This is a genomic window from Alkalicoccus urumqiensis, from assembly GCF_002993335.1.
GTDB lineage: Bacteria > Bacillota > Bacilli > Bacillales > Salisediminibacteriaceae > Alkalicoccus > Alkalicoccus urumqiensis.
The window spans coordinates 18,549-43,878 of the sequence record NZ_PVNS01000009.1 but is presented as its reverse complement, the minus strand read 5'-3'; the positions used below and the strand labels follow the sequence as shown (position 1 = coordinate 43,878).

Sequence of the window (25,330 nt, the reverse complement as noted above, 5' to 3'; positions counted from 1 at the left end):
ATGGCAAATATGCGCGCAAACAGAGTTGCAGAGCAGCTGAAAAAAGAGATATCAGATATTATCCAGCGGGAAGTAAAAGATCCCCGGATCGGCTTTCTTACAGTAACAGACGTCGATCTCACCGGAGACCTGCAGCAGGCAAAAGTATTTGTAACGGTCTACGGAGATGAAGAAGAGCGCAGTAATTCACTTGCAGCGCTTGAAAAAGCGAAAGGCTTTATCCGTTCAGAAGCTGGACAGCGTGTGCAGCTGCGTAAAACACCGGAGATTATGTTCGAATTCGATGAGAGTATTGAACGTGGAAACCGGATCGAGCAGCTCATCCGTGACATGAATCAGCGAGACTAACGTATACTGCAGAAATAACATGCTGCGTTGAAGACCCGATGATGACGGGAAGTTATCATCGGGTCTTTCTTACATAAAATCAGCAGGCAGTTCAGAAAGAAGGAGAGGCTGAAAGTGAACAATCATGGAGGGGTGCTTCCGGTATGGAAGCCGAAAGGAATGACGTCGTTTGATGTCGTTCAGCGGGTACGGTCTATATTAAAAACGAAAAAAGTCGGACATACGGGGACGCTGGATCCTGACGTAGAAGGAGTTCTGCCTATCTGTGTCGGCAGAGCGACAAAGCTTGCCGAGTATTTAACGAGCGAGCGGAAAGTGTACGAAGGTACGGCAGCTTTCGGAACTTCTACAACAACAGAAGATGCGTCCGGTGAAGTAATCGAGGAATCCGTGCCACCTGCACTGACAGACAAGAAAGCGGATGAACTGCTGAAAACTTTCACAGGATCACTTTGGCAGAAGCCTCCGATGTACTCCGCAGTAAAAATTAACGGAAAAAAGCTTTATGAATATGCAAGAGAAGGCAAAGTCATCAATCGTCCTGAAAGGGAAATTACGATTTATCATTTGCGGCGCACGGCTCCTGTAAGCAGTGCGGAAAACCATACGCTCCTTTCATTTGAAGTAGAATGCAGCAAAGGGACGTATATACGTACGCTTACCGTACAATTCGGGGAGAAACTTGATGTGCCTGCTCATATGGCATCACTTAAGCGGACAAGAGCCGGTTCCTTTACAGTGGAAGACTGTATTCCCCTTGATCAGCTGAAGGCACATCCTCATCCCTGGTCATTTGTCCAGCCGGCTGAACTTCTATTTCCACAGAGCAAAGGAATAACCGTTGATTCAGATACGGCAGAAAAAATTCTGAACGGCGCAGTGCTGCCGGCTTCAGGCATCCCTTCTGGAGAATGGTTTCCTGTCTATACGGAAGACGGGATCCTTCTGGCACTGTATAAGCCTGATAGTAAACGGGACGGTTTCATGAAGCCGGAGAAAATGTATCGTACCTCCATAGACTAAAGGGGCTGTTGTTTATGCGTATCATTAAAATCACCCATCCGGATCTTCCGTCGGAAACGCAAGCTTCGGTCTGTGCACTCGGCTTTTTTGACGGCGTGCACCGAGGTCATAAAAAAGTGCTCCAGGAGGCGGTGAGGGAAGCAGAAAAGCGAAGCATTTCCGCTGCAGCAATGACGTTTACGCCGCATCCGAAAGAAGTGCTGCGCGGCGAAACGGCACCGCTTTTGACTCCGGACGATGAAAAAGCATCGCTTATTGAAGCGGAAGGAATCGATATTTTATACATGGTCACTTTTGACGAAAGGTTTGCCGATTTGTCGCCGCAGGAATTTGTCGATGACTACATTATCGGACTGCAGATCGAACATGTTGCTGCAGGATTTGATTATACATACGGCAGCAAAGGAAAAGGAACGATGGATTCGTTTGCGTTCCACTCCAGAGGCAGAGTGACCCACACTGTTGTTGAAAAATACGAAGAGTCCGGTGAAAAAATCAGCTCCACAGCTGTAAGGGAATTTCTTTCAGAAGGGCGTACGGACGATGCTGCTGTGCTTCTCGGACGACCGCATTCGGTGAGCGGAAAAGTTGTTTACGGCGAACAGCGGGGCCGGACGATCGGTTTTCCAACGGCCAATGTAGAAGTGGATAAAGCAGTGGTACTTCCGGCTGCCGGTGTGTATGCTGTGACGTTTTCTCTGGATGGGGAAATTTTAGAAGGTGTCGCGAATATCGGCGTGAAACCGACGTTTCATGAGGAGCATCCGAAAACATTGGAAGTGCACTTGTTCTCATTCGATGAAACCATTTATGATCGTTTCGTTTCTGTGCATTTTCATGAGCGGATCCGCGGCGAGGTCAAGTTTCCTTCGTTTGACGCACTGAAAACGCAGATAGCAGCGGATGCGCAAGAAGCAGAAAGACTCCACGCTGTAAGGAGAAATTAACGGTGAACGGTTGCAATTTCTCCTCCGATCCCTTATAGTATGGAAGGAACCGCAGCTTGGCACAGCGATTCTCCAACGCCTGCTCAGCCAGCGGCGATTTTAATTATTTTAGGAGGTGGCCTTCATGGCCTTAACACAAGAACGTAAGAACGAACTTATCCAGGATTTTAAAACGCACGAGAACGATACCGGTTCCCCGGAAGTTCAGGTTGCGATCCTGACAGAACAGATTAACACATTGAACAATCACCTTCGTGAGCATAAGAAAGATCACCACTCCCGCCGTGGTCTTCTGAAGATGGTAGGTCAGCGCCGTAACCTGCTGACGTACCTTCGTAAAAAAGATGTGACACGTTACCGTCAGGTTGTAGACAAGCTTGGTCTCCGCCGCTGATGGTTCTTAAAAGCGAGAGCACAGGCTCTCGCTTTTTTCTATTGATTAAGCATTTCTTTTCATTAAGCACCTTTTTTGATATGATGAATGAGGATTCCACAGCCGTCCTTACACCGGCTGATAAATGAAGCAGGTATCAGACTACATAGATGAGGTAAAGACAGAGAGGAGCAATATCGAATGACAGAAAGCAGACAAGTATTTTCAACAGAATGGGCCGGCCATACACTGACAGTGGAGGTGGGAACTTTTGCAAAGCAGGCAAACGGAGCTGTTATGGTCCGCTACGGGGATACAACCGTACTATCGACTGCCACCGCTTCCAAAGAGCCGAAAGATCTTCCCTTTTTCCCACTGACAGTAAACTATGAAGAGCGGCTCTATGCTGCCGGTAAAATTCCGGGTGGCTTTATTAAACGGGAAGGCCGTCCCAGTGACCACGCTGTACTGACGAGCAGGCTTATCGACCGTCCGATCCGTCCGTTGTTTCCTGACGGGTTCCGTAATGACCTGCAGGTGATCAGCATTGTTATGAGTAATGATCAGAACTGCCCGGCTGAAATGGCAGCAATGCTCGGCTCCTCTCTGGCACTCGGTGTGTCAAACGTACCGTTCGACGGACCGATTGCCGGTGTAACAGTTGGACGCGTAGACGGTGAATTCATGATTAACCCGTCCACAGATGACATGGAAAAAAGTGATATTGACTTAATCGTTGCCGGGACGAAGGACGCTATTAATATGGTGGAAGCCGGTGCTGAGGAAGTACCGGAAGATATTATGCTTGAAGCGATTCTCTTCGGCCATGAGGAAATCAAACGCCTCGTTGCCTTCCAGGAGGAAGTTATTCAGGCCGCAGGCAAAACGAAAATGGAAGTAACGCTCCTGAAAATCGACGAAGAGCTGGAGGCAGACGTTCGTTCGAAAATAGGCGAAAAACTGACTGAAGCTGCCACAGTGGTTGATAAACAGGGCCGGGATACCGCCATTCAGAATGCGTTTGACGATATGCTTGAAATGTATGCAACTGCAGAAGGCGAAGAAGACCGGACTGGTGAAGTAAAAGAAATTTTAAATAAACTGCTGAAAGAAACAGTGCGGAAACTTATTACGCAGAAAGGTCTCCGTCCGGACGGCCGCCGTGTAGACGAAATCCGCCCGCTGACGTCAGAGATCGACATGCTGCCGCGTACGCACGGCTCCGCGATGTTCACCCGCGGTCAGACACAGGCTCTCAGCATCTGTACTCTCGGTGCACTCGGTGATGCACAGGTGCTCGATGGTCTCGGCATTGAAGAATCAAAGCGGTTTATGCATCATTACAACTTCCCGCTGTTCTCTGTCGGGGAAACCGGACCGATCCGCGGACCGGGACGCCGGGAAATCGGCCACGGTGCGCTCGGGGAGCGTGCGCTGGAGCAGGTGATTCCTTCCGAAAAAGATTTCCCTTACGCCATCCGTCTTGTTTCGGAAGTGCTTGAGTCCAACGGCTCCACGTCACAGGCCAGCATCTGTGCAAGTACGATGGCCATGATGGCTGCCGGGGTACCTTTGAAAGCACCGGTTGCAGGCATCGCTATGGGGCTTGTGAAACATGAGCAGGATGTAGCTGTACTGACAGATATTCAAGGGATGGAAGATGCACTCGGCGACATGGACTTCAAGGTGGCCGGCACACGCGAAGGCGTTACCGCTCTTCAGATGGATATTAAGATTGACGGGATTGACCGCGCTGTGCTTGAAGAGGCGCTGACACAGGCCCGTGAAGGCCGTATGGCGATCTTAGATAACATGCTCGGGGCGATTCCGGAAGCACGCACAGAGCTCAGTGAATATGCACCGAAAATTATGATGATGTCGATCAACCCGAATAAAATCCGTGATGTGATCGGACCAAGCGGGAAAACGATCAACTCCATCATCGATGATACCGGCGTAAAAATCGACATCGAACAGGACGGTACGGTTTATATTGCCTCGACGGATGCTTCTGCGAATGATCAGGCGAAGAAAATGATCGAAGATCTCGTCCGTGAAGTTGAGGTCGGCCAGACGTATCTCGGCAAAGTAAAGCGGATTGAGAAATTCGGTGCGTTCGTCGAACTTTTCAAAGGAAAAGACGGTCTTGTTCACATTTCCCAGCTTGCGCATGAACGTGTCGGCAAAGTGGAAGATGTTGTAAACATCGGTGACGAAGTAATGGTCAAAGTAACAGAAATTGACAACCAGGGCCGTGTTAATCTTTCCCGGAAAGTCATGCTGGAAAAAGAGTAATCCCGCCGGCGGATTCGAAGCACGGAAAGAGATTATTTCCTGAAAGAAAAGCGGTGGAAAGCCGGCACAAGCACATCGATGCTTATGCCGGCTTTCTCCGTATAGAGGAAAGAATGTGGAGTGATTAAATGAAACGGAAAGAACTTAACAATGGTGTACGGATTTTAGCAGAAGAGGACAGCCGCGTCCGTTCTGTTTCTATCGGTGTATGGATACATACCGGCTCCCGCTATGAGAACGAACAACAGGCCGGTATGGCCCACTTTATTGAACATATGCTCTTTAAAGGTACTTCCAGATGGTCCGCTCTCGATATTGCCTCCTTTTTTGATGCGACCGGCGGCTACATTAATGCGATGACCGCAAAGGAATACACGTCTTTTTATGTCAAAGTGCCGGATATTCATGCCAAAAAGGCGCTTCATATTCTGGCGGATATGTATTTCGATTCTTTATTTGATGAAGAGGAAATGGAAAAGGAAAAGCAGGTCGTTTTAGAAGAGATCGACATGTATGAAGATACACCGGATGATCTCGTTCATGAACTGCTGGCTGAAGCCGCCTACAGTCCACATCCGCTTTCGAAACCAATACTCGGAAATGAATCGTCCATCAGAGGCTACTCCCCGCAGTCTCTCAAGGCGTTTATGAAGCAGCATTACGGTGGAAAAAACACGATTATTTCCATTGCAGGAAGCCAGTCTGACGAGTTATTTGAGGAAGCTGCAGCTATTTTTGCCGGTGCGGTTCCCGGAGAAAAGCAGAGGGAAGTGGCTGAGACGCCGTTTTCCAGCAGAATAAAAGTACGCAGAAAGGAAACCGAGCAGGCACATTTCTGTCTCGGGTATGAGGGGACGTCGCTTTCCAACCCTAAGCTGTATTCTCTTACGATGCTGAATAACATCCTCGGAGGCGTAATGAGCAGCCGTCTGTTTCAGGAAATCCGTGAAGACCGTGGGCTGGCTTATACGGTGTTTTCCCATCATGAAGCGTTTGAGGATACCGGTATGCTGACCATTTATGCGGGTACCCAGGAGAAGCATCTTCAGGAGGTGCAGGATGTCACCTCCTCCATTCTGCAGTCGCTGAAGAAGGATGGGGTTACAGATAGAGAGTTTCAGACGGTTAGGGACCAGCTGAAAGGCAGCCTTCTTTTGAGTATGGAAAGTACCAGTGCCGCGATGAGCAGAAACGCAAGGAATGAAATGTTTCAGCAGAGGGAAATTTCTGTGGAGGAAATGATCCGTCAGATCGATCAGGTCAGAATGCAAGATATTAAACAGCGTGCAGATGAGCTGTTCGGTCAAAAACCTGCCGTCTCCCTGGTAAGTGCGGCGGCAGAACTGCCGAAACCTTGGAGAATCGCCGAGGCGGATGGAGACAGTACAGGCTGAACCGCCCTCATCCCCGCAGATCCGTCTATGTGGAAGGTGAAATCGTCTTAAAGGACTGGTACAATAAATAAGGATGATTACAAATCGAGAGGGGTCGTTTAGATTATGGCAGAACAATCATTTCATGTCGCAGTTGTCGGTGCCACCGGTGCTGTAGGACAGCAGATGCTCGATACACTGGATAGACTGGATTTTCCGATTAAAACAATAAAGCTTCTATCGTCAAAGCGCTCCGCCGGAAAAAAGATTTCCTTTAAAGGGGAAGAACTTACGGTGGAGGAGGCGAAGCCGGAATCGTTTGACGGTGTGCAGCTCGCTTTATTCTCTGCCGGCGGTTCTGTTTCCAAAGCGCTGGCGCCGGAAGCGGTGAAGCGGGGAGCCATCGTTGTGGATAACACGAGCGCGTACCGCATGGATAATGAAGTGCCGCTCGTCGTTCCGGAAGTAAATGAGGATGCACTGGACGATCACAAGGGGATTATCGCCAATCCGAATTGTTCCACGATTCAGATGGTCGCTGCACTTGAGCCGATCAGAAAAGAATACGGTATTTCTAAACTGATCGTCAGCACGTACCAGGCTGTATCCGGAGCCGGCACAGAAGCTGTAGACGAGATGTATGAGCAGTCCCGTCAGATTCTGGACGGCGAAGACATTGATCCAAAAGTACTTCCGGTTTCCGGTGACGAGAAGCATTATCAGATCGCGTTCAACGCTGTTCCGCAGATCGACGTTTTCACGGAAAATGGCTTTACGTTTGAAGAAATGAAGATGATCAACGAAACGAAGAAAATTACCGGCGACTCGTCAATGAATGTAGCAGCCACCTGTGTGCGCCTCCCTGTGGAAACGGGCCACTCCGAGTCCATTTATATCGAAGTGGAAAAAGACGGCCTGAGTACAGATAAAGTAAAGCAGCTCATGGAAAAGGCACCTGGAGTGACGCTTCAGGACAAGCCGGAAGAGCAGCTTTATCCGCTCGCTTCCGATGCCAAAGGAAAAGACGACATTTTCGTCGGCCGTATCCGTCAGGACCTCGATGAGAAAAACGGCTTTCACCTTTGGGTAGTTGCAGATAATCTTCTGAAAGGCGCAGCACTGAATTCTGTACAGATTGCGTTCTCGCTCGTGCAGAAAGGACTGCTTAAATAACACCGCTTGAAACAAACACGTGAATAGAAAGGCAGGGGTGAAGCCATGAATATCATTGTACAGAAATTCGGTGGATCTTCCCTGCAGACAGAGGAGCGCCGCAGCCAGTGTGCAGAACACACAGCTGCGGCGCTCCGTGACGGTTATAAGGTGGTTGTCGTCGTGTCTGCAGTAGGAAGAAGGGGAGACCCTTATGCGACAGATACACTGCTGTCGCTTACGGGGACGGCAGAAACGGTATCTGCAAAGGAAAAAGACCTTCTCATGTCCTGCGGAGAGTCGATCTCTGCAGTGATGTTTTCCAGTCTGTTAAATGAAAAGGGCATCCGCACAGAAGCGATGTCCGGCGGCGAGGCTGGATTCCGCACATCAGATACATACGGTGATGCTCGTATCACAGATATGAAAACGGACCGTCTCCGCGGCAGACTGGAAGAGCTGGACTGTATCGTAGTCACCGGTTTTCAGGGATGGACCGTACACGGCACGACAGCGACGCTCGGCCGGGGCGGATCAGACACATCCGCTGCTGCGCTGGGTGCTGCACTGAATGCCGCTTACGTTGACATCTTTACGGATGTTAACGGTGTAATGACGGCAGATCCTCGGATCGTAAAAGACGCAGTATCTTTAAAAAAACTCACGTACGCAGAAGTGAGCAACATGGCGTATCAGGGAGCGAAAGTGATTCATCCGCGTGCAGTGGAAATCGCTATGCAGTCTGATATTCCGCTCCGCGTCCGCTCCACATGGGAAGATGGTGAAGGAACGATGATTACCTCCTCCAGCCCGAAAGAAACGATCAGTGATACCTGGCAGAGACCGGTTACAGCAGTGACGCATGTAGCGCCGGTTTCCCAGCTGAAAGTAACCGGCATATCCACTGACAGACTGTTCGGCATTCTGGCAGAGAAAGGGATATCGGTCGACTTTTTGTCGATTCATCCGGACTTCGTCACGTTTACAGTGCCGGAATCTCTCCGTATTGAGGCAGAAGCCTCTTTACAGATGGAGGGAGCTGACGTACGATGGAAAGATCAATGTGCGAAAGTAGCCTGTGTTGGAGCTGGTATGAGCGGTATGCCCGGCATTGCTGCCTCCATCACAAAAGCGCTGGCGCAGGCGTCTGTTCCTATTCTGCAGTCCGCAGATTCCCATACGACAATATGGGTGCTGACTGCTGTTGACGATATGGAACGGGCCGTTCAGGCACTGCACGGAGCATTTTTAACGGAAGATTGAGAGGAGGCTTAACGGCATGAAATTAGGCAGAGTTATTACAGCGATGGTTACACCGTTTGATGAAAAAGGCAAAGTGGACCACGAGCAGCTGAAACCGCTGATCGATACGCTGATCACCAGAGGAACAGAAGGTATCGTCATTGGCGGAACGACCGGTGAATCTGCAACACTCAGCATGCAGGAAAAGGCAGATTTGTACCGGGCGGGAGTAGAGGCAGCAGCAGGCAGAATTCCCGTGATTGCCGGAACGGGAATGAACGATACGCATGCGACAGCGGAGCTTTCCCGTCAGGCAGAGAAAGACGGCGTCGACGGCGTCATGCTGGTGGCACCTTATTATAATAAGCCGTCCCAGCAGGGGATGTACGAACACTTCCGTGCGATCGCTGAAAAAATTGATATTCCAGTAATGATCTACAATGTGCCCGGAAGAACGATGGTCAATATCCTGCCGGAAACGACCATTGCGCTGTCGCACATCCCGAACATTACTGCAGTGAAAGAAGCAAGCGGAAATCTGGATCAAATGAGTGCCATTATTGCCGGTACTTCCCATGATTTTCAAGTGTACTCCGGAGATGACAGCCTGACGCTTCCGGCTGCAGCAGTCGGTGCAGACGGAATCGTATCGGTATCCAGCCATATTATCGGTTCAGAAATGCAGGAGATGCTCCGTCACTATCATGACGGTAGAACAGAGCAGGCAGCTGCCCTTCACCGGAAGCTCGTACCGTTTATGCATGCCATGTTCCTGGCTCCGAGTCCGACACCGGTAAAAACAGCCCTGTCGATGCAGGGGGTCCAGGTCGGTGGCGTACGACTGCCGTTAATTCCGCTGAACGAAGAGGAGCGGAGGCTTGTATCCGAAGCGATGGATGCAGTCACTGGTATCAATCCAACGCACCTGCGCTGAGAATCGGTTTGAAAAAGAGGAGTACCGGCAGTGGACGATCTGCAGAAAAAGGGCAGCCGTCCAGCCGGTCTCCTCTTTTTTTGCGGACGAATCCGGATAAATCCCTCCCGGTCAGGAAACAATTCTATTTTCAGCTTGTAGGTATTTTACTGCTTCATGTATACTATACTGGAGAGACCGAACGGACATTAATCTTACTAAAGCACTGGAGGAACCATCATTGTCAAACCAACAGACGGAAAAAATCCGCATTTTATCATTGGGCGGATTAGGAGAAACAGGTAAAAATTTGTACATTGTCGAACTGGACGAAGATATCTTCGTTCTGGATGCCGGATGCATGCATCCCGAAGATGACATGCTCGGTGTCGATATCGTCATCCCGGACACAACTTATCTTGTAGAAAACAAGGACCGGGTCAAGGCGATTATTTTATCGCACGGGCACGAAGAACATATCGGAGCAGTTCCGTATCTGCTCCGCGACCTGAAAGTACCGGTCTACGGTTCAAAATTCACGCTGGCTCTTTTAAAAGATCAGTGTGATGAGATCAAACTGAAAAAGCGTCCTAAATTTCATGAAGTACACGCTGATTCCAAAGTGAAAATTGCGAAGACGCCTGTAAGCTTCTTTCAGACGAATCATAGTATTCCCGATTCACTCGGCGTGGTCATTCACACGTCTCAGGGGCCGATTCTATACACCGGCGACTTTAAATTCGACCAGAATCCGGTGGACGGAAAAACGATGGACGTTGATAAGCTGACAGAAATCGGCTCAAAAGGGGTACTGGCACTTCTATCTGACAGCAGTAACGCTGAAGTGCCGGGCTACACACCTTCTGAATCTATCGTAGCGGAAGGCTTAAAGGATGCTTTTTATGAGGCGCCGAAAGCGATCGTCGTTTCCGTGTTCTCGAATCACATTCACCGTATCCAGCAGATCATCGATGCTGCGGAAAAATACGAGCGCAAAGTAGCCGTTGTCGGTAAATCGATAGAACGTGCTGTCACTATTGCACTAGAGCTCGGCTATTTAACCGATGAGAATGAAACGCTGATTTCCAAGAAGGAAATGGAAAGTACGGACCGGGATTCGCTCGTCGTTTTAACTACAGGCAGTCAGGGAGAACCAATGAGTGATCTTGCTAAAATGGCAAAGGGGTCCCATCCGCTGTTTAAGTTTGAGAAAAAAGACCGGTTCGTCATTTCCGCCATGCCGAATCCAGGAAACGAAAAGCACGTGTCGCAGATGATCGATACGATCAGCCGTACCGGAGCGGATGCTTATTACGGGAAAACAAAGAAAATTCATGTGTCCGGCCACGCAAGTCAGGAAGAGCTTAAACTTCTTTTGAACATCGTGAAGCCGCAGCATTTTATTCCTGTCAGCGGCGAATTCCGGATGCAGTATTCCCACCGCCAGCTTGCCGGATCGGTTCACATCCCGGAGGAGAATATCTTTCTGCTTGAAAAAGGGGAAGTGGTGGAATTTACAAAACGCCGCGGCAAGCGGACGAATAAAATTCCATCCGGCCACGTGCTTATCGATGGACTCGGTGTCGGCGATGTCGGCAACATTGTTCTCCGCGACAGAAGACTTCTGTCTAAAGACGGTATTCTTGTCGTCGTCGTGACACTGAATAAAAAGCACAATAAAATACTTTCCGGTCCGGATATCATTTCGCGTGGGTTTGTGTATGTCCGTGAATCCGAAGCGCTGATCAAAGAAGCAGAAACGCTCGTAACGAAATCGCTCGGTGAAGCGATGGAGCAGAATCAAACAGAGTGGGCACAGCTTAAAAGTCACGTCCGGGATCAGCTGAGCAAGTACCTTTATGAAAAAACAAAGCGCCGGCCGATGATTATGCCGATCATTATGGAAGCATAAGCCTGGTCTGTGTGCCTTATGTGCTGTCATGACTAATGTCGTGCCAGCACTTTTTCTACATATGACATCATCCCTGACAGGGTGAGTTGAAAGAAAATAACACCAGAGTGCAGGCAAACTCAGTTATTATGCATCGTTATTAAGGTTAAGTAATAGAACACTTCCAGGCTGTACGGCAGAAGCACCCGAAATGGTTCCTCCACCCCTGCCGAAGAAAAAAAAGACCAGCCTTCGTTGGCGGAGCTTTGAGGACTGGCCGCTTGGAACCGGGGGTGTCTTACGCTTTTCGGCTTCTCTCCGGAACGGGCACGGCCGCACGTGCAGGCGGAAGTATAATTATTCATACTCTACTACATTGTCTCATATGTTATTTATTCATGAAGGAGGCGCTCTGATGCCGACAAAGAAAAAGAAACCGACAAAAAAAGAGCGGGAGCGCCGTCGTAAGCTAGGGCGGGAAATAGCAGGCTTATTCATCGTTACCGCAGGGATTATTATCCTTTTCGGACTTGGTCCCCTTGGTGCCTACGGTCAGCATGCGCTCCGGTTTATGATCGGAAGCTTTCATCCGGCAGCGGCTCTTTTATTGACTGCTGGAGCCGGATGGTGGCTGTGGAGAAAAAACATGAACATCTTATCCGGCGGACAGACTGCCGGGCTGCTGCTTGCTTCCTCCGGTATTCTGATGGCAGCGTCTCTGCCACTTTATTCTTATTTAAGCAGTTATACGTATTCATCCTATATTACATATTTCCAACAAAACTTCACAACGCCGGAAGTGTTTACCGGCGGCATTCTGGGTGCTCTTTTGTTTCATACCGCTTTTACATTGATTGCCTATCCAGGAGCCATTCTTACGGCTCTCGTCTTCCTCACTGCAGGCGGCATACTGTTAAGTAAAAGGTCGTTTGTGGAAGCAGCATCCTGGGCCGGCGGAAAAATAAAGCCGCTGCTCCTCCGTATAAGTCAAAAAATCAAAGAAGTATCCGGTCGTTACAAGGACCGGAAAAGAGAGATAAAAGAGACGGAACATATCGAACCAGCAGAGCCACGTGAAGCGGCGGTGGATACTGAATCCGAGCCGAAAGAGAGCGGTGGAGAACCGCTCATCTATGATTTTACGTCCAGGGTTAAAGACGAAAAGCCGGAATCTCCTGCGGCTGCAGGAAAGGAAGCAGAATCTGTCGAATCTTCTAATGATACGGAAGAGGAGGAGCCCGTCGAAGCATCTGCCTCTCTGACAGAACCGGAAACCGAAAATGAGGATTACCAGCTGCCTCCGGTTACTCTTCTGGAACCTCCAAAAAATCAATCACAGCAGAAAGAGCACTCGATGCTTTCTAAAAATGCGCGGAAGCTGGAGGAGACACTGCAGAGCTTCGGGGTTTCTGCCAAAGTTACGAAAGTCCACCTTGGTCCTGCTGTCACGAAATATGAAGTATACCCTTCTACAGGGGTTAAAGTGAGCCGGATCGTCAATTTAAGTGATGATCTTGCGCTGGCGCTTGCAGCAAGGGATATCCGCATGGAAGCGCCGATTCCCGGAAAATCAGCCATTGGAATTGAGGTGCCGAACCAGGACGTCTCTCTCGTTACGCTGAGGGAAGTTCTGGAATCTCCGCAGATGAAACAGTCCGCCAACCCGCTGTCCTATGCACTGGGAAGAGATATTTCCGGGGAGGCAGTGATGGCCGAACTGAATAAAATGCCGCACATGCTTGTCGCCGGTGCCACAGGGAGCGGTAAAAGTGTCTGTATTAATGGAATCATTATCAGTATACTGCTCCGCAGCAAGCCTCATGAGGTCAAACTGATGATGATCGACCCGAAAATGGTAGAACTGAACGTGTACAACGGCATTCCCCACCTGCTTTCCCCAGTGGTAACAGAACCGAAAAAAGCAGCCCAGGCATTAAAGCGGGTTGTGTCAGAAATGGAACGCCGATATGAGCTGTTTGCTGCGACCGGGACGAGAAATCTGGAAGGGTACAACCAGCATGTACAGAAAGAGAACGAGGAAGCCGGTGAACAGAAGCATAATCCCCTTCCATACATCGTAGTCATCGTCGATGAGCTGGCCGACCTGATGATGGTGGCCTCAGGGGAAGTGGAGGATGCGATCACCCGTCTCGCCCAAATGGCACGGGCTGCAGGAATTCATTTAATTATCGCCACCCAGCGTCCTTCTGTCGATGTGATCACGGGAGTCATTAAAGCGAATATTCCATCACGAATTGCCTTCGGGGTGTCCAGTTCGACGGATTCCCGGACGATACTCGACTCGAGCGGTGCAGAGAAGCTTCTCGGAAAAGGAGATATGCTGTTTATTCCTGTCGGCGCCAACAAAGCGACGCGAATTCAAGGAGCCTTTCTCGGCGACAGTGAAGTGGAAAAAGTCGTCAGGCACTGCATTGAACAGCAGCAGGCACAGTATGTCGAGGAAATGATTCCAACAGAGCAGCCGGAGCAGGCTTCCGGTGAAGCAGAAGATGAGCTGTATGATGATGCAGTACAAATGGTCGTCCAGATGCAGACAGCTTCCGTATCGATGATCCAGCGCCGGTTCCGTGTCGGATACGCCAGAGCAGCCAGACTTATCGATGAAATGGAAGTAAGAGGTGTGGTCGGTCCATATGAAGGCAGTAAACCGCGGGAAGTGCTTGTTGAAAAGGACCCTCCTCAGGAGTAGTACTGTGCAATCGGTTCATTTCGTGATACATTATGTATGTAAACCGGCAGGAAAGTATTCATCAGGAGGGGAATGCATTGATTAAAACGGATTCGCGGCCGCTTTATCTGCAGGTCATTGATAAGATAAAAGAAGATATCGAACAGGGAGTATACGAAACTGGAGAGCGGCTTCCTTCTGAATTTCAGCTTTCCAAGCAGCTCGGTGTAAGCAGGGCAACCCTCCGGGAAGCACTGCGGATGCTGGAAGATGAAAATGTCGTGATCCGCCGCCACGGCGTCGGAACATTTATTAATACGAAACCGCTCTTTTCCTCAGGTATCGAGGAATTGTTCAGTGTAACGGACATGATCCGCCGCGGTAAAAAAGTACCCGGAACAAACTTCCTTTCCTCGACAGTAGAAAAAGCAGAAGATTCTATCCGTCACCGTTTCCATGACGAGACACTGGAGGACGTTCTGACAATCGAGCGTGTGCGGACGGCGGACGGAGAGCCGGTTGTCTACTGCCGGGATGTTCTGCCCTCAACGCTCTTGAGAGAATATGTCAGCCACAGCCAGCAGTCGATTTTCGATCAGCTTGAGCAGCAGGGAGTATCAATTTCCTATGCCGTGACGCAGATCGAACCGATCGGCTATCATGAAGAAGTGTCTGAAATTCTTGAGTGCGATCCCGAAACATCGCTCCTTGTTCTGAAACAGATGCACTATGATGATCAGGAGCGGGCGGTATTATACTCCATCAATTATTTCCGCGCGGATAAATTCAAGTTTCATGTACTCAGAAAGCGTGTATTTTAATTTAATCACTCCTCCGGGAAAACCGCCGGAGAGCGCTTTAATGAAATGAGAAGGAGCCGGGCTTTTGCAGTCAGCTCCTTCTTTTCGTGACAGGCACCATTACCGAGAAGGAGGCATCATTTTGCAGACGTTTACATCCAACACGATTCAATCGCATGTGTTTACGACAAAAACGTATAAAACCAATACCATTATACTGCAGCTCCGCACGCCGCTTACACGGGAACATATTACAGAGAAAGCTCTGCTTCCTAGCATTCTGGAACGGGGAACGGAGCATTTTCCGACACGTGCGCACGTGCAGGCTGCACTGGAAGATCTTTACGGAGCCAGTCTGACTGCAGATGTTGTAAAAAAAGGAGAGCATCACGTTACGACATTCCGCCTCGAAGCGGCGAATGAAAAGTTTCTTACCGACGCAGAGCCGTTGACCGAACGCGCTTTTCAGCTGCTTGCCTCCGTACTTCTTCATCCGAATCTGGAGGAAAACGCTTTTCCTTCAACTTCTGTCGAAGAAGAGAAGCGTTCGCACAGACAGCAGCTCCGTGCAGTGTATGACGATAAAATGCGTTATGCAAACAAGCGCCTGGCTGAAGAGATGTGCAGAAACGAAGCGTATTCCATCCCTGTATTAGGGTATGAAGAAGACCTTGAACAGCTGAGCCCGGAGTCTATCTATCACGCCTATACGGAACTGATCCGCTCCGCTCACTGGGATTTGTATGTCGTTGGAGATATCGAACCGGAAGATGTACGAAGCTATGTAGAGAAATACATGAAACTTCCTGCTGCAGAACCGGCTGATTATACACCGGATGTGTATGCAAACGCAGAAGAGTCCCGTGTCGTAAAAGAAGCACAGCAGGTTCAGCAGTCCAAACTGCATATCGGCTACCGTACAGGCACTGTTTTCGGTGAGCCGGACTACTTCGCGCTGCAGACAGCGAACACGCTTTTCGGCGGTGCTCCTCATTCCAAACTTTTTGTCAATGTGCGGGAAAAAGCTTCCCTGGCGTATTATGCCGCTTCCAGACTGGAAAGTCATAAAGGAATCATGATCGTCATGGCCGGAATAGATGAATCAGACTATGATCAGGCCGTGCAGATTATCGATAAGCAGCTGGAGGCGGTGCAGGCAGGAGACTTCACCGACGAAGATATCGACCAGACAAAAGCGGTTTTAAAAAACCAGATTTTAGAGACACTCGATGTGCCGAGAGGCCGTGTCGAACTGGAGTATCAAGGCGTACTGACAGGTCATCCGGTCTCTGCCGAACAGTGGATGCTAGAAATAGATAAAGTGACGAAGGAAGATATCGTCCGGGCAGCCGGACGCATCGTCAAAGATACAACGTACTTTTTACACGGAAAGGAGCACGAATCCGCATGAATCAAGTGACGTTTCCCCAGCTGGAAGAAACGCTTTATACAGAAGTGCTCGACAACGGACTGACCGTCTTCCTGCTTCCAAAAGAAGGGTTTCATAAAATGTACGCTACGTTTACGACAAAGTACGGCTCTGTTGATCACCGGTTCGTTCCGATCGGTGATTCATCACCTGTACAGCTTCCCGATGGGATTGCTCATTTTCTCGAGCATAAAATGTTCGAAGATGAAGACGGAGATATTTTCCAGCAGTTCAGTAAACAGGGTGCAAGTGCTAACGCATTTACGAGCTTTACGCGCACGGCTTATTTGTTCTCCAGTACGTCCAATAAAGAGATAAACACGACGACGCTGCTGGATTTCGTGCAGTATCCGTATTTTACCGATGAAACGGTCGAAAAGGAAAAAGGAATTATTGAGCAGGAGATCCGTATGTATGAAGACAATCCGGACTGGCAGAATTTTTTCGGACTGCTCTCTGCTATGTATGAAAATCATCCTGTTCATATCGATATTGCCGGTACGGCGGAATCCATTGCGGAGATAACGAAAGAACATCTTTACACGGCCTACCGGACATTTTATCACCCCGCGAATATGACGCTGTTTCTTGTCGGTTCGTTTGATCCGGAAGAAATGATTGAACTGATCCGCAGCAACCAGAAACAGAAATCATTCGTACCTCCGGAGGAACCGGTGCGTTTTCAGGAAGATGAGCCGGAAGCGGTCCGGAGCGCACGGCTGGAAAAGGAGATGCCGGTTCAGGTCGGGAAATGTCTTGTAGGAATTAAAGAGAAGCGGGCCGGAAGAGAAGGACAAGAGATGCTGAAACGCGAACTAGCGCTGCAGACGGCTCTTGAGATGCTTTTCGGAAGAAGTTCAGAAGGGTACTCGGATCTGTTCACAAAGGGACTGATCGATGATTCGTTCAGCTTTGACTATACGGCAGAAAATACGTTTGGATTTTCTGTCATCGGCGGCGACTCGGAAAAACCGCATATTCTGGAGGAAGAAATTCTCTCGAAAATAAGCAGTGCCGTGAAGGACGGATTTGATAAGGAAAGCTTTGAACGGATCCGCCGGAAAAAGATCGGCTTCTTCCTGAGAGCATTAAATTCTCCGGAATATATTGCCAACCAGTTTACAAGGTATCACTTTAATAACATGCATCTATTTGATGTTATTCCGGTGATGGAGGAACTGACGCTGGAGGAAGTCGAGTCGATTTTCCGGGACCACATGGACCTGGAAACGCAGGCAGCAGGCTGTCTTATTTTTCCGGAGGGAGAAATGTAATGAACCGGCGTGCTCTAATAACCGGGGCCTCAGGAGGGATCGGGCAGGCATGCGCCCGAATGCTGGATAAGGAGTATGATTTGATCCTTCACTACAACCAGAACCGGCAGGCGTGTGAGAAGCTTGCTTCCTCTCTTTCCGGAGAGCCGGTCCTGTGGCAGTCGGATTTTTCCAGCAGGCGCCCGGCGGATAATCTTCCGGGAGCAGAGGAGATCGATATCGTCATTCACTGCGCAGGCAGGGCGGTATACGGGCTGTTTCAGGACTTCTCGGCAGAGGACTGGGAGACATGTCTCCGCATGGAGGTGGCAGCCCCTGCTGCCATCATCCGTGCAGTGCTTCCGGGTATGATCCGGAAAGAAGGAGGTTCGGTGGTGCTTGTTACATCGATCTGGGGGGAGACGGGAGCCTCGATGGAAACGATGTACTCGACGGTTAAATCCGCCCAGCACGGACTGGTGAAGTCTCTTGCTAAAGAAGCAGCGCCGAGCGGCATCCGTATTAATGCCGCGGCCCCCGGACCGGTGGAAACACCGATGATGGATACATTCAGCTCCGCGGAAACACAAAGCTTAAAAGAAGAAATTCCGGCGGGGCGGTTTGCATCCCCGGAAGAAGTTGCCTCTGCAGCCGTTTATTTGTCTTCCGGACAGGCCGCTTATATTAACGGTCATATTCTAAGTATTAACGGTGCATGGTATACATAATACCTATTTCCCGCGAAAGTATGGCTCCAGCTCTTTTCATTAATTCTATTATCGATTAAGATAAAGAAAGACGCACGTACGGGAGAGGAGAACCTTATGGAACGGAGAGAATGGTACCTCGAATATAAAATCAATGAAAACAGACCCGGACTGCTTGGAGAGATTGCATCACTTTTAGGTATGCTGAGCATTAATATTGTTACGATCAACGGAGTGGAAAACGACCGGCGTGGCATGCTCATACGCAGTCAGTCGGATGAAGCGGTCGAACGTCTCCGGTTTATTCTTATGACGATGGACATCATTACGCTCACAAAAATAAGAGAACCGAAACTCCGCGACCGTCTCGCTGTCCGGCACGGCAGGTATATTGAGCGTGACCGTGACGAGAAAAAAACGTTCCGTTTTGTCCGGGACGAGCTTGGAATCCTCGTCGATTTTATGGCAGAATTGTTTATGAAAGACGGGCACCGGCTGATTGGAATCCGCGGCATGCCGCGAGTCGGGAAAACAGAGTCGGTCGTTGCTGCAAGTGTGTGTGCGAACCGGAAGTGGTCGTTTCTCTCTTCCACGATGCTGAAACAGACGATCCGCAGCCAGCTGGCGGACGATGAAATGCTCGAAGATAACATTTACATTATCGACGGGATAGTGTCGACGATGCGCGGCTCTGAACGCCACCGCATGCTCGTATCCGAAATGATGCGCCTTCCATCGACAAAAGTAGTGGAGCATCCCGATATATTTATCCGTACGACAGAATACACGCTGGATGATTTTGATTATATTATTGAACTGCGGAGCGATGAATCCCAGGTGATCTCCTATGAGGAAGTCGAGCAGAACTATTCTTCCTTTTAGCATGACCTGTGCAGATGAAATTTACGAAGTAAGTGGGTGTATAGATTGTCAGAACTAGGTACACGACTACAGAATGCACGTCAGGAAAAAGGCTATTCGCTGGATGAACTGCAGCAGGCAACAAAAATTCAACGCAGGTATCTGGAAGCTATTGAAGCAGGCGATTTTTCTAAAATGCCGGGTGAGTTTTATTCCAGGGCATTTGTAAAAAGCTATGCAGAAGCGGTGGGACTCGATCCGAATCAGCTGTTTGAGGAACACGCAGATGAACTTCCGAAGCCGAAGCCGAGTGAAACGGAAAACCTGCCACCGAGAACAGCAAGGTCAAAACCTGCAGACGGAGGCGCCCGCCGAAGATCCGGAGGAGCATCCCTTCTTCCAACGGCGCTGGCCATCATCTTTGTTATTGCTATCGGCTTTGCTGTATGGCTGTTTCAGCAGGGGAATGAAGCTTCACCAGAGCCCGGGCAGGGATCTGATGGAAACAATGTTGTTGTAGACAGCGGTGACGAACCGGAAGAAAACTCTGAAGATACCGGCGCTGATGCTGAAGAAACAGAACAGGTGGAAGAAAACGAACCGGAGGACCCGGCAGAAGAGCCGGCGAATGAAGAAGAGCCTGCACCTGAAGATGAAAATGAAGAAGAGCAGGAGCAGCAGCTCGCGTTTACGAATGAGAGCGGTAACGAATTTACGTATACGCTCTCCGGTGCTGAGGCATTTGATGTAGAAATGTCCTTTTCAGGTGACAGCTGGCTGCAGATTCTTAACGGAAGCGGTGAGGAGCTGCATCAGCAGACACACGTAAGCGGTGATGAAGTCTCTTTTGATTTCTCCGGAGAAAATGAAGTTGTTTTCAATATGGGAAGTACAGCAACAGCGACGATCTATGTGAACGGTGAAGAGCTTGAATATGCCTCCGATGCAACGAGGCAGTACGTGATTATTCAGCAGGAAAACTCATAGGTATTTTCTCAGGAAGAACGATTCGTACAGTCTGCCTCTCTTGCACTGGAAACGAATTGTGTTTCTTCCGGAGAGCTTCCCGCTCCGGTTCTCTGCCGGGGCGGGTCTCTCTTTTCTCCCCGAAAAGAAAAAACTTTATAATTTCTTCATGAGCGGTGGAAATGAAACCGCAGACCGGGCCACAAAAGGCTTTGGACATCCCAGTTTCTGTTCCAGGACGGATGATTGTCTGCAAAAGAGCGTTTTCACCAATGGAATTACCGCTTATCAGGGAAACTTCGTTCGCATTTCCCTGTTAGGTCTGTTAAAATAAATACGGCTTACATAGGTCCGTCGATCATTCATGGAGCCGGAGGAGGAAAACGATGAATATTCCAAACCGGATTACAATCTCCAGAATTTTTATGATTCCATTATTTATGGTATTTCTGCTCATACCGTTCAACTGGGGGGAACTTCAGCTGCTCGGTGCCGGGATCCCTGTCTCCCATTTTGCGGCCGCAGTTGTATTTATCGTTGCCGCTGCAACGGACTGGCTGGACGGCTATTATGCCAGAAAGCACAACCTGGTCACGAACATGGGTAAGTTTCTGGATCCCCTCGCTGATAAGCTGCTCATTACCGCAGCGTTCGTCAGTCTGGCAGGCATGGATATGTTTCCTGCCTGGGCAGCCGTCGTTATTTTAAGCCGGGAGTTTGCCGTTACCGGCCTGCGCCTGGTAGCTTCCGGCGGTGGAGAAGTTATTGCAGCAAGTATATGGGGAAAATGGAAGACAGTAAGTCAAATCGTTGCCGCTGCGGCTATTATGCTGCATAACATCGGGTTTGCACTTATCGGTATTCCTTTTGCCGGCATTATGATCTATGTAGCAGTTATATTAACTGTCTTTTCCGGAGTCGATTATTTCATGAAGAATAAACACGTGCTGACAGACGCCGAGTAGAGGTGAGAATATGAATGCAGAAATTATTGCAGTAGGTTCTGAACTCCTTCTTGGGCAGATTGACAATACAAATGCCTCTTACTTATCCACGAGGCTGGCTGATATTGGTATAAACGTTTATTTTCATCAGGCCGTAGGAGATAATCAGGACCGGATTCAGGAAGCATTGAAAAACGCATCTTCCCGTTCGGACGCAGTAATCATTACTGGAGGACTCGGTCCAACTCAGGATGATGTCACCCGGGAGGCGTGCGGTGCTTTTCTTGGTCTCGATGTCATCCTGGATAACGGGGCAGAGGCACACGTCCGGCAATATTTTGAGCAGAGCGGGCGTGAAGTAACAGAAGCTAACCTGAAGCAGGCGAACACATTGGAGGGGGCAGAGGTCTTCCCTAATGACAATGGGCTTGCCTGTGGTACTGCCGTGGAAAAAGACGGTGTTTATTATGTCCTTCTTCCCGGGCCTCCTAAAGAGATGAAGCGGATGGCGGACAGCTATGCGCTTCCGTATCTGGCAGCGAAACGGCCGGAGGAAGCAGTCATCACTTCCAGACTTCTGCGGTTTTACGCTATTGGCGAATCCAGTCTGGCAGAAAAGCTGGAAAGCATTCTCTCCCGTCAGTCCAACCCGACGATTGCACCGCTTGCCCAGGAAGGAGAAGTGATGCTTCGTCTGACTGCGCGCAGTTCCAGCGGGGAGGAGAACATCCGTCTCCTGGATGCTGCAGCCGAAGAAATTCTCGAGAAGGCCGGTGACTACTGTTACGGTGAAGGAGAAGAGGAGCTTGATGAGCGCACAGCTGCGTTAATGCGCGAGCTCAACTTGTCTGTTTCTGCTGCAGAGAGTTTGACGGGAGGAGCATTCGCCGACCGGATGACGACATTTGCAGGAGCTTCTATGATTTTTCCGGGCGGAGTCGTCTGCTACGGAAACGAAGCGAAAATGAATGCTGTCGGCGTTTCCGAAGAAACACTTAAGAATGACGGAGCAGTCAGCAGAGCTTGTGCTGTGGAAATGGCAGAAGGCGCGAAAGAAAGGTTTGGTTCCGACTATGGAATCAGTTTTACTGGAGCAGCAGGACCGGACCCGCTTGAAGGGTACGAACCAGGTGAAATGTTTATTGGTTTTGCCGGCCCGGACTTCTCTACAGCGGAATTTGTCCGCGTAGGAGGAAGCCGGAGCAGTATCCGGATGCAGGCGGTTAAACGGGGTCTGTACATGCTCTACAACGAGTTACGAAATAGAAAAGGTGGATGAATACTTGATGGAAATGAAATTTGACGAATTTGAAATATCTAACAACCTGAAAAAAGCAGTAAAAGAAATGGGATTTGAGGCTCCTTCTCCAATCCAGGAAAAGGTCATTCCAGAAATCCTGAAACAGCACGATGTGATCGGTCAGGCACAGACTGGAACAGGCAAGACAGCAGCTTTTGGAATTCCGCTGATCAACGATGTTAATTCCAAGCAGAAGCACGTACAGGCGTTGATTCTGACGCCGACGCGTGAGCTCGCGATCCAGGTGGCCGGAGAATTTCAGAAACTCTCGAAATTTACCAAAGTACAGACGCTTCCGGTTTATGGCGGACAGTCTATCGGCCATCAGATTAAAACGCTGAAGCGCGGTGTTCAGGTTGTCGTTGGTACACCTGGCCGTGTCCTTGACCATATCAACCGGGGCACACTGAAGCTCGACCGCATCTCCAAGCTCGTTCTGGACGAAGCAGACGAAATGCTGGACATGGGTTTCATCGAAGATATCGAAAAAATCCTGCAGAACGCAAATGAAGAGCGTCAGACGCTTCTTTTCTCTGCAACGATGCCTCCGGCAATCCGGAAACTTTCGAATAAATATATGAAGTCTCCGGAGCAGGTGACAATCGATAAAGGCGAAGTAACTGCTCCACTTATTGAGCAGGCGTACTACAAAGTACTTGAGAAAAACAAACTCGATTCACTGTGCCGTATCATCGACAGTGAGACGCTTGAACTCGGCATTATCTTCTGCCGGACGAAAAAAGGTGTTGCCGAGCTGACAGAGTCTCTTCAGGCACGCGGCTATATGGCTGATGGTATTCACGGCGATCTTACGCAGTCCCAGCGCGATGGCGTAATGAAAAAATTCCGGAAATCTACGATTGAATTTCTCGTGGCAACAGACGTAGCAGCACGTGGAATTGACGTGAAAAACGTCTCCCACGTTATCAACTACGACATTCCTCAGGATCCGGAAAGCTACGTTCACCGTATCGGCCGTACCGGCCGTGCAGGGAAGGAAGGTATGGCGGTGACGCTTGTGACACCGCGTGAAATGAAGCATCTCCGCTCCATCGAGCGTGAAATCAAGAATGCAATTCCTTCCCGGAGCGTTCCTTCCATCGAAGAAGTGGTGGAAAAGCAGCAGGAAGCGTGGAAGCATCAGGTCGTTCAGCTCATTGAAGATAATGAAGAAGATGATTCTCTATATGAAAACCTTGTAGCAGAACTTCTTGCTGAGTACCCTTCCGATAAGGTTGTCAGCGCACTGTTCAAGCTTGCGTTCTACAGCCAGAATGACGAGCGCACCGAGACAACTGCCTACGATTTCGGAGATACCGGAGCACAAAAAGGCATGACCCGCTTCTTTATCAATGTCGGCAGAAATGTGGACATGACACCGAAGAAACTGGTGGACGATGTAGCGAAACTTGTCGGGATCAATGCGAAAACGATTGGTAAAATCGATATTTTCGAGAACTTTACCTTTATGGAAGTTCCGGAAGAATCTGCGCCGTTCGTCTACGAGGGCTTAAAATACGCCCGTGTTGCAGGAGCAAAGATTAATCTGGAACCTGCTAAACCGCGTCCGAAGCGCGGCTGATAAAAAAGATAATCCATCCGTTCCGTTTGTATTGACGGGGCGGATGGATTTGTATATACTTAAATAAGCGAACGAATGTTTGTAGTTTTGAGATATGCGGTTTCCGGTAATACCACGTAGTACGGGAGATCGATTTTATATTTAAAGGAGAGATGTTTTGTGTCTGATCGTAAACAAGCCCTTGATATGGCTCTGAAACAGATCGAAAAGCAGTTTGGTAAGGGATCCATCATGAAACTCGGTGAACAGACAGACCGTCGTGTATCGACGATTTCAAGCGGGGCGCTTGCCCTCGATATCGCCCTCGGTGTAGGCGGTTATCCACGGGGCCGTGTGGTTGAGATTTACGGACCGGAATCCTCCGGTAAAACGACAGTCGCGCTCCACGCGATAGCTGAAGTACAGCGGAACGGCGGACAGGCGGCATTCATCGATGCAGAGCATGCCCTCGACCCGGTTTATGCACAGGCGCTCGGTGTGGATATCGATGAACTGCTTCTTTCTCAGCCGGACACGGGGGAGCAGGCACTTGAAATTGCTGAAGCGCTCGTACGAAGCGGTGCTGTGGATATTGTTGTCGTTGACTCCGTCGCAGCCCTCGTACCAAAAGCGGAAATCGAAGGGGAAATGGGTGACAGCCACGTCGGTCTTCAGGCCCGTCTGATGTCACAGGCGCTCCGTAAACTTTCCGGTGCAGTATCCAAATCCAACACGATTGCTGTTTTCATCAACCAGATCCGTGAGAAGGTCGGAGTTATGTTCGGTAATCCGGAAACAACGCCGGGCGGACGTGCACTGAAGTTCTACTCTTCTGTACGTCTGGAAGTCCGCCGGGCAGAAACGCTGAAGCAGGGCAACGAGATGATCGGAAATAAAACGAAAATCAAAATCGTGAAAAACAAAGTAGCACCTCCTTTCCGTACAGCTGAAGTGGACATTATGTACGGCGAAGGTATTTCCAGAGAAGGTTCTCTGATCGATATCGCGTCCGAGCTTGATATTATTCAAAAAAGCGGCGCCTGGTACTCTTATAACGATGAGCGTATGGGGCAGGGCCGTGAGAACGCTAAGCAGTTCCTTAAAGAAAATGATGCAGTCATGCAGGACATTGAGCGTCGTATCCGTGAACATCACGGGCTGATTGCCGCTCAGACGGTCCCGGCTCCTGAAGAAGATGAAGGGCTTGAGGAAGGCGATAATCCACTTGACCTGAAGTAAGCCGTCAAATCATATTTTTACAGG

General features: G+C 49.5%; 21 protein-coding genes. All 21 read left to right on the top strand.

Features of this window, described 5'->3' with window-relative positions; genetic code table 11:
* The 21 genes from rbfA (at nt 1) to recA (ending at nt 25,306) form a co-directional block, all read left to right on the top strand.
* Nucleotides 1-348, top strand: a complete 348-nt coding sequence (gene rbfA, locus C6I21_RS10270; RefSeq protein WP_105959387.1) for a 30S ribosome-binding factor RbfA — start codon at nt 1-3, stop codon at nt 346-348.
* A gap of 114 nt (nt 349-462) precedes the next feature.
* The gene (gene truB, locus C6I21_RS10265) at nt 463-1,371 is read left to right on the top strand and encodes a tRNA pseudouridine(55) synthase TruB (RefSeq protein ID WP_280953450.1); all 909 of its coding nucleotides are present in this window, start codon (nt 463-465) and stop codon (nt 1,369-1,371) included.
* Nucleotides 1,372-1,385: 14 nt separating this feature from the next.
* Nucleotides 1,386-2,318 (top strand): bifunctional riboflavin kinase/FAD synthetase, encoded by a 933-nt coding sequence (locus C6I21_RS10260; RefSeq protein ID WP_105959386.1) that lies wholly within the window; start codon nt 1,386-1,388, stop codon nt 2,316-2,318.
* Nucleotides 2,319-2,442: 124 nt separating this feature from the next.
* A complete protein-coding gene (rpsO, locus tag C6I21_RS10255; protein WP_105959385.1) occupies nt 2,443-2,712 on the top strand; it encodes a 30S ribosomal protein S15 in 270 nt (89 codons plus the stop codon).
* Nucleotides 2,713-2,892: 180 nt separating this feature from the next.
* On the top strand, nt 2,893-4,986 hold the full coding sequence (gene pnp / locus C6I21_RS10250) for a polyribonucleotide nucleotidyltransferase (RefSeq protein WP_105959384.1): 2,094 nt from the start codon (nt 2,893-2,895) through the stop codon (nt 4,984-4,986).
* Nucleotides 4,987-5,114: 128 nt separating this feature from the next.
* On the top strand, nt 5,115-6,380 hold the full coding sequence (locus C6I21_RS10245) for a M16 family metallopeptidase (RefSeq protein WP_105959383.1): 1,266 nt from the start codon (nt 5,115-5,117) through the stop codon (nt 6,378-6,380).
* 105 nt (nt 6,381-6,485) lie between these two features.
* The gene (gene asd, locus C6I21_RS10240) at nt 6,486-7,532 is read left to right on the top strand and encodes an aspartate-semialdehyde dehydrogenase (protein ID WP_105959382.1); all 1,047 of its coding nucleotides are present in this window, start codon (nt 6,486-6,488) and stop codon (nt 7,530-7,532) included.
* 45 nt (nt 7,533-7,577) lie between these two features.
* Nucleotides 7,578-8,774 carry an aspartate kinase gene (dapG, locus tag C6I21_RS10235; protein WP_105959381.1) on the top strand — a complete coding sequence of 399 codons (1,197 nt, stop codon included), beginning with the start codon at nt 7,578-7,580 and terminating at the stop codon, nt 8,772-8,774.
* A 16-nt stretch (nt 8,775-8,790) separates the two neighbouring features.
* Entirely contained in the window at nt 8,791-9,687 is an 897-nt protein-coding gene (dapA, locus tag C6I21_RS10230; protein ID WP_105959380.1) for a 4-hydroxy-tetrahydrodipicolinate synthase, read from the top strand.
* 220 nt (nt 9,688-9,907) lie between these two features.
* Nucleotides 9,908-11,578 carry a ribonuclease J gene (locus C6I21_RS10225; RefSeq protein WP_105959379.1) on the top strand — a complete coding sequence of 557 codons (1,671 nt, stop codon included), beginning with the start codon at nt 9,908-9,910 and terminating at the stop codon, nt 11,576-11,578.
* A 394-nt stretch (nt 11,579-11,972) separates the two neighbouring features.
* On the top strand, nt 11,973-14,267 hold the full coding sequence (locus C6I21_RS10220; RefSeq protein ID WP_105959378.1) for a DNA translocase FtsK: 2,295 nt from the start codon (nt 11,973-11,975) through the stop codon (nt 14,265-14,267).
* A gap of 32 nt (nt 14,268-14,299) precedes the next feature.
* Nucleotides 14,300-15,067, top strand: a complete 768-nt coding sequence (locus C6I21_RS10215) for a GntR family transcriptional regulator (RefSeq protein WP_105959377.1) — start codon at nt 14,300-14,302, stop codon at nt 15,065-15,067.
* Between the two features lie 121 nt (nt 15,068-15,188).
* Nucleotides 15,189-16,457, top strand: coding sequence for an EF-P 5-aminopentanol modification-associated protein YfmF (yfmF, locus tag C6I21_RS10210; protein ID WP_245411603.1), 1,269 nt, complete (start codon nt 15,189-15,191; stop codon nt 16,455-16,457).
* Nucleotides 16,454-17,749: an EF-P 5-aminopentanol modification-associated protein YfmH gene (gene yfmH / locus C6I21_RS10205; RefSeq protein ID WP_105959376.1), complete on the top strand. Its 1,296-nt coding sequence runs from the start codon at nt 16,454-16,456 to the stop codon at nt 17,747-17,749. The genes yfmF and yfmH overlap by 4 nt, the downstream gene beginning before the upstream one ends.
* Nucleotides 17,749-18,456, top strand: a complete 708-nt coding sequence (gene ymfI, locus C6I21_RS10200; protein ID WP_105959375.1) for an elongation factor P 5-aminopentanone reductase — start codon at nt 17,749-17,751, stop codon at nt 18,454-18,456. The genes yfmH and ymfI overlap by 1 nt, the downstream gene beginning before the upstream one ends.
* Nucleotides 18,457-18,552: 96 nt before the next feature.
* A complete protein-coding gene (locus C6I21_RS10195; protein ID WP_105959374.1) occupies nt 18,553-19,317 on the top strand; it encodes a DUF3388 domain-containing protein in 765 nt (254 codons plus the stop codon).
* A gap of 45 nt (nt 19,318-19,362) precedes the next feature.
* Complete coding sequence (locus C6I21_RS10190; RefSeq protein ID WP_181186209.1) at nt 19,363-20,283, top strand: helix-turn-helix domain-containing protein; 921 nt, start codon at nt 19,363-19,365, stop codon at nt 20,281-20,283.
* 365 nt (nt 20,284-20,648) lie between these two features.
* Nucleotides 20,649-21,227, top strand: a complete 579-nt coding sequence (pgsA, locus tag C6I21_RS10185; RefSeq protein ID WP_105959372.1) for a CDP-diacylglycerol--glycerol-3-phosphate 3-phosphatidyltransferase — start codon at nt 20,649-20,651, stop codon at nt 21,225-21,227.
* A gap of 10 nt (nt 21,228-21,237) precedes the next feature.
* Nucleotides 21,238-22,485, top strand: coding sequence for a competence/damage-inducible protein A (locus tag C6I21_RS10180; protein WP_105959371.1), 1,248 nt, complete (start codon nt 21,238-21,240; stop codon nt 22,483-22,485).
* A 7-nt stretch (nt 22,486-22,492) separates the two neighbouring features.
* Entirely contained in the window at nt 22,493-24,088 is a 1,596-nt protein-coding gene (locus C6I21_RS10175) for a DEAD/DEAH box helicase (RefSeq protein ID WP_105959370.1), read from the top strand.
* A gap of 159 nt (nt 24,089-24,247) precedes the next feature.
* Nucleotides 24,248-25,306 carry a recombinase RecA gene (recA, locus tag C6I21_RS10170; protein ID WP_105959369.1) on the top strand — a complete coding sequence of 353 codons (1,059 nt, stop codon included), beginning with the start codon at nt 24,248-24,250 and terminating at the stop codon, nt 25,304-25,306.
* Nucleotides 25,307-25,330 lie beyond the last annotated feature (24 nt).

Excerpts from the sequence above, each read along its gene's own strand:
- rbfA (WP_105959387.1), top strand. The coding sequence starts at position 1 with ATGGCAAATATGCGCGCAAACAGAGTTGCAGAGCAGCTGAAAAAAGAG.
- C6I21_RS10260 (WP_105959386.1), top strand. The coding sequence starts at position 1,386 with ATGCGTATCATTAAAATCACCCATCCGGATCTTCCGTCGGAAACGCAA.
- rpsO (WP_105959385.1), top strand. The coding sequence starts at position 2,443 with ATGGCCTTAACACAAGAACGTAAGAACGAACTTATCCAGGATTTTAAA.
- pnp (WP_105959384.1), top strand. The coding sequence starts at position 2,893 with ATGACAGAAAGCAGACAAGTATTTTCAACAGAATGGGCCGGCCATACA.
- C6I21_RS10245 (WP_105959383.1), top strand. The coding sequence starts at position 5,115 with ATGAAACGGAAAGAACTTAACAATGGTGTACGGATTTTAGCAGAAGAG.
- asd (WP_105959382.1), top strand. The coding sequence starts at position 6,486 with ATGGCAGAACAATCATTTCATGTCGCAGTTGTCGGTGCCACCGGTGCT.
- dapG (WP_105959381.1), top strand. The coding sequence starts at position 7,578 with ATGAATATCATTGTACAGAAATTCGGTGGATCTTCCCTGCAGACAGAG.
- dapA (WP_105959380.1), top strand. The coding sequence starts at position 8,791 with ATGAAATTAGGCAGAGTTATTACAGCGATGGTTACACCGTTTGATGAA.
- C6I21_RS10220 (WP_105959378.1), top strand. The coding sequence starts at position 11,973 with ATGCCGACAAAGAAAAAGAAACCGACAAAAAAAGAGCGGGAGCGCCGT.
- C6I21_RS10215 (WP_105959377.1), top strand. The coding sequence starts at position 14,300 with ATGTATGTAAACCGGCAGGAAAGTATTCATCAGGAGGGGAATGCATTG.
- yfmH (WP_105959376.1), top strand. The coding sequence starts at position 16,454 with ATGAATCAAGTGACGTTTCCCCAGCTGGAAGAAACGCTTTATACAGAA.
- ymfI (WP_105959375.1), top strand. The coding sequence starts at position 17,749 with ATGAACCGGCGTGCTCTAATAACCGGGGCCTCAGGAGGGATCGGGCAG.
- C6I21_RS10195 (WP_105959374.1), top strand. The coding sequence starts at position 18,553 with ATGGAACGGAGAGAATGGTACCTCGAATATAAAATCAATGAAAACAGA.
- pgsA (WP_105959372.1), top strand. The coding sequence starts at position 20,649 with ATGAATATTCCAAACCGGATTACAATCTCCAGAATTTTTATGATTCCA.
- C6I21_RS10180 (WP_105959371.1), top strand. The coding sequence starts at position 21,238 with ATGAATGCAGAAATTATTGCAGTAGGTTCTGAACTCCTTCTTGGGCAG.
- C6I21_RS10175 (WP_105959370.1), top strand. The coding sequence starts at position 22,493 with ATGGAAATGAAATTTGACGAATTTGAAATATCTAACAACCTGAAAAAA.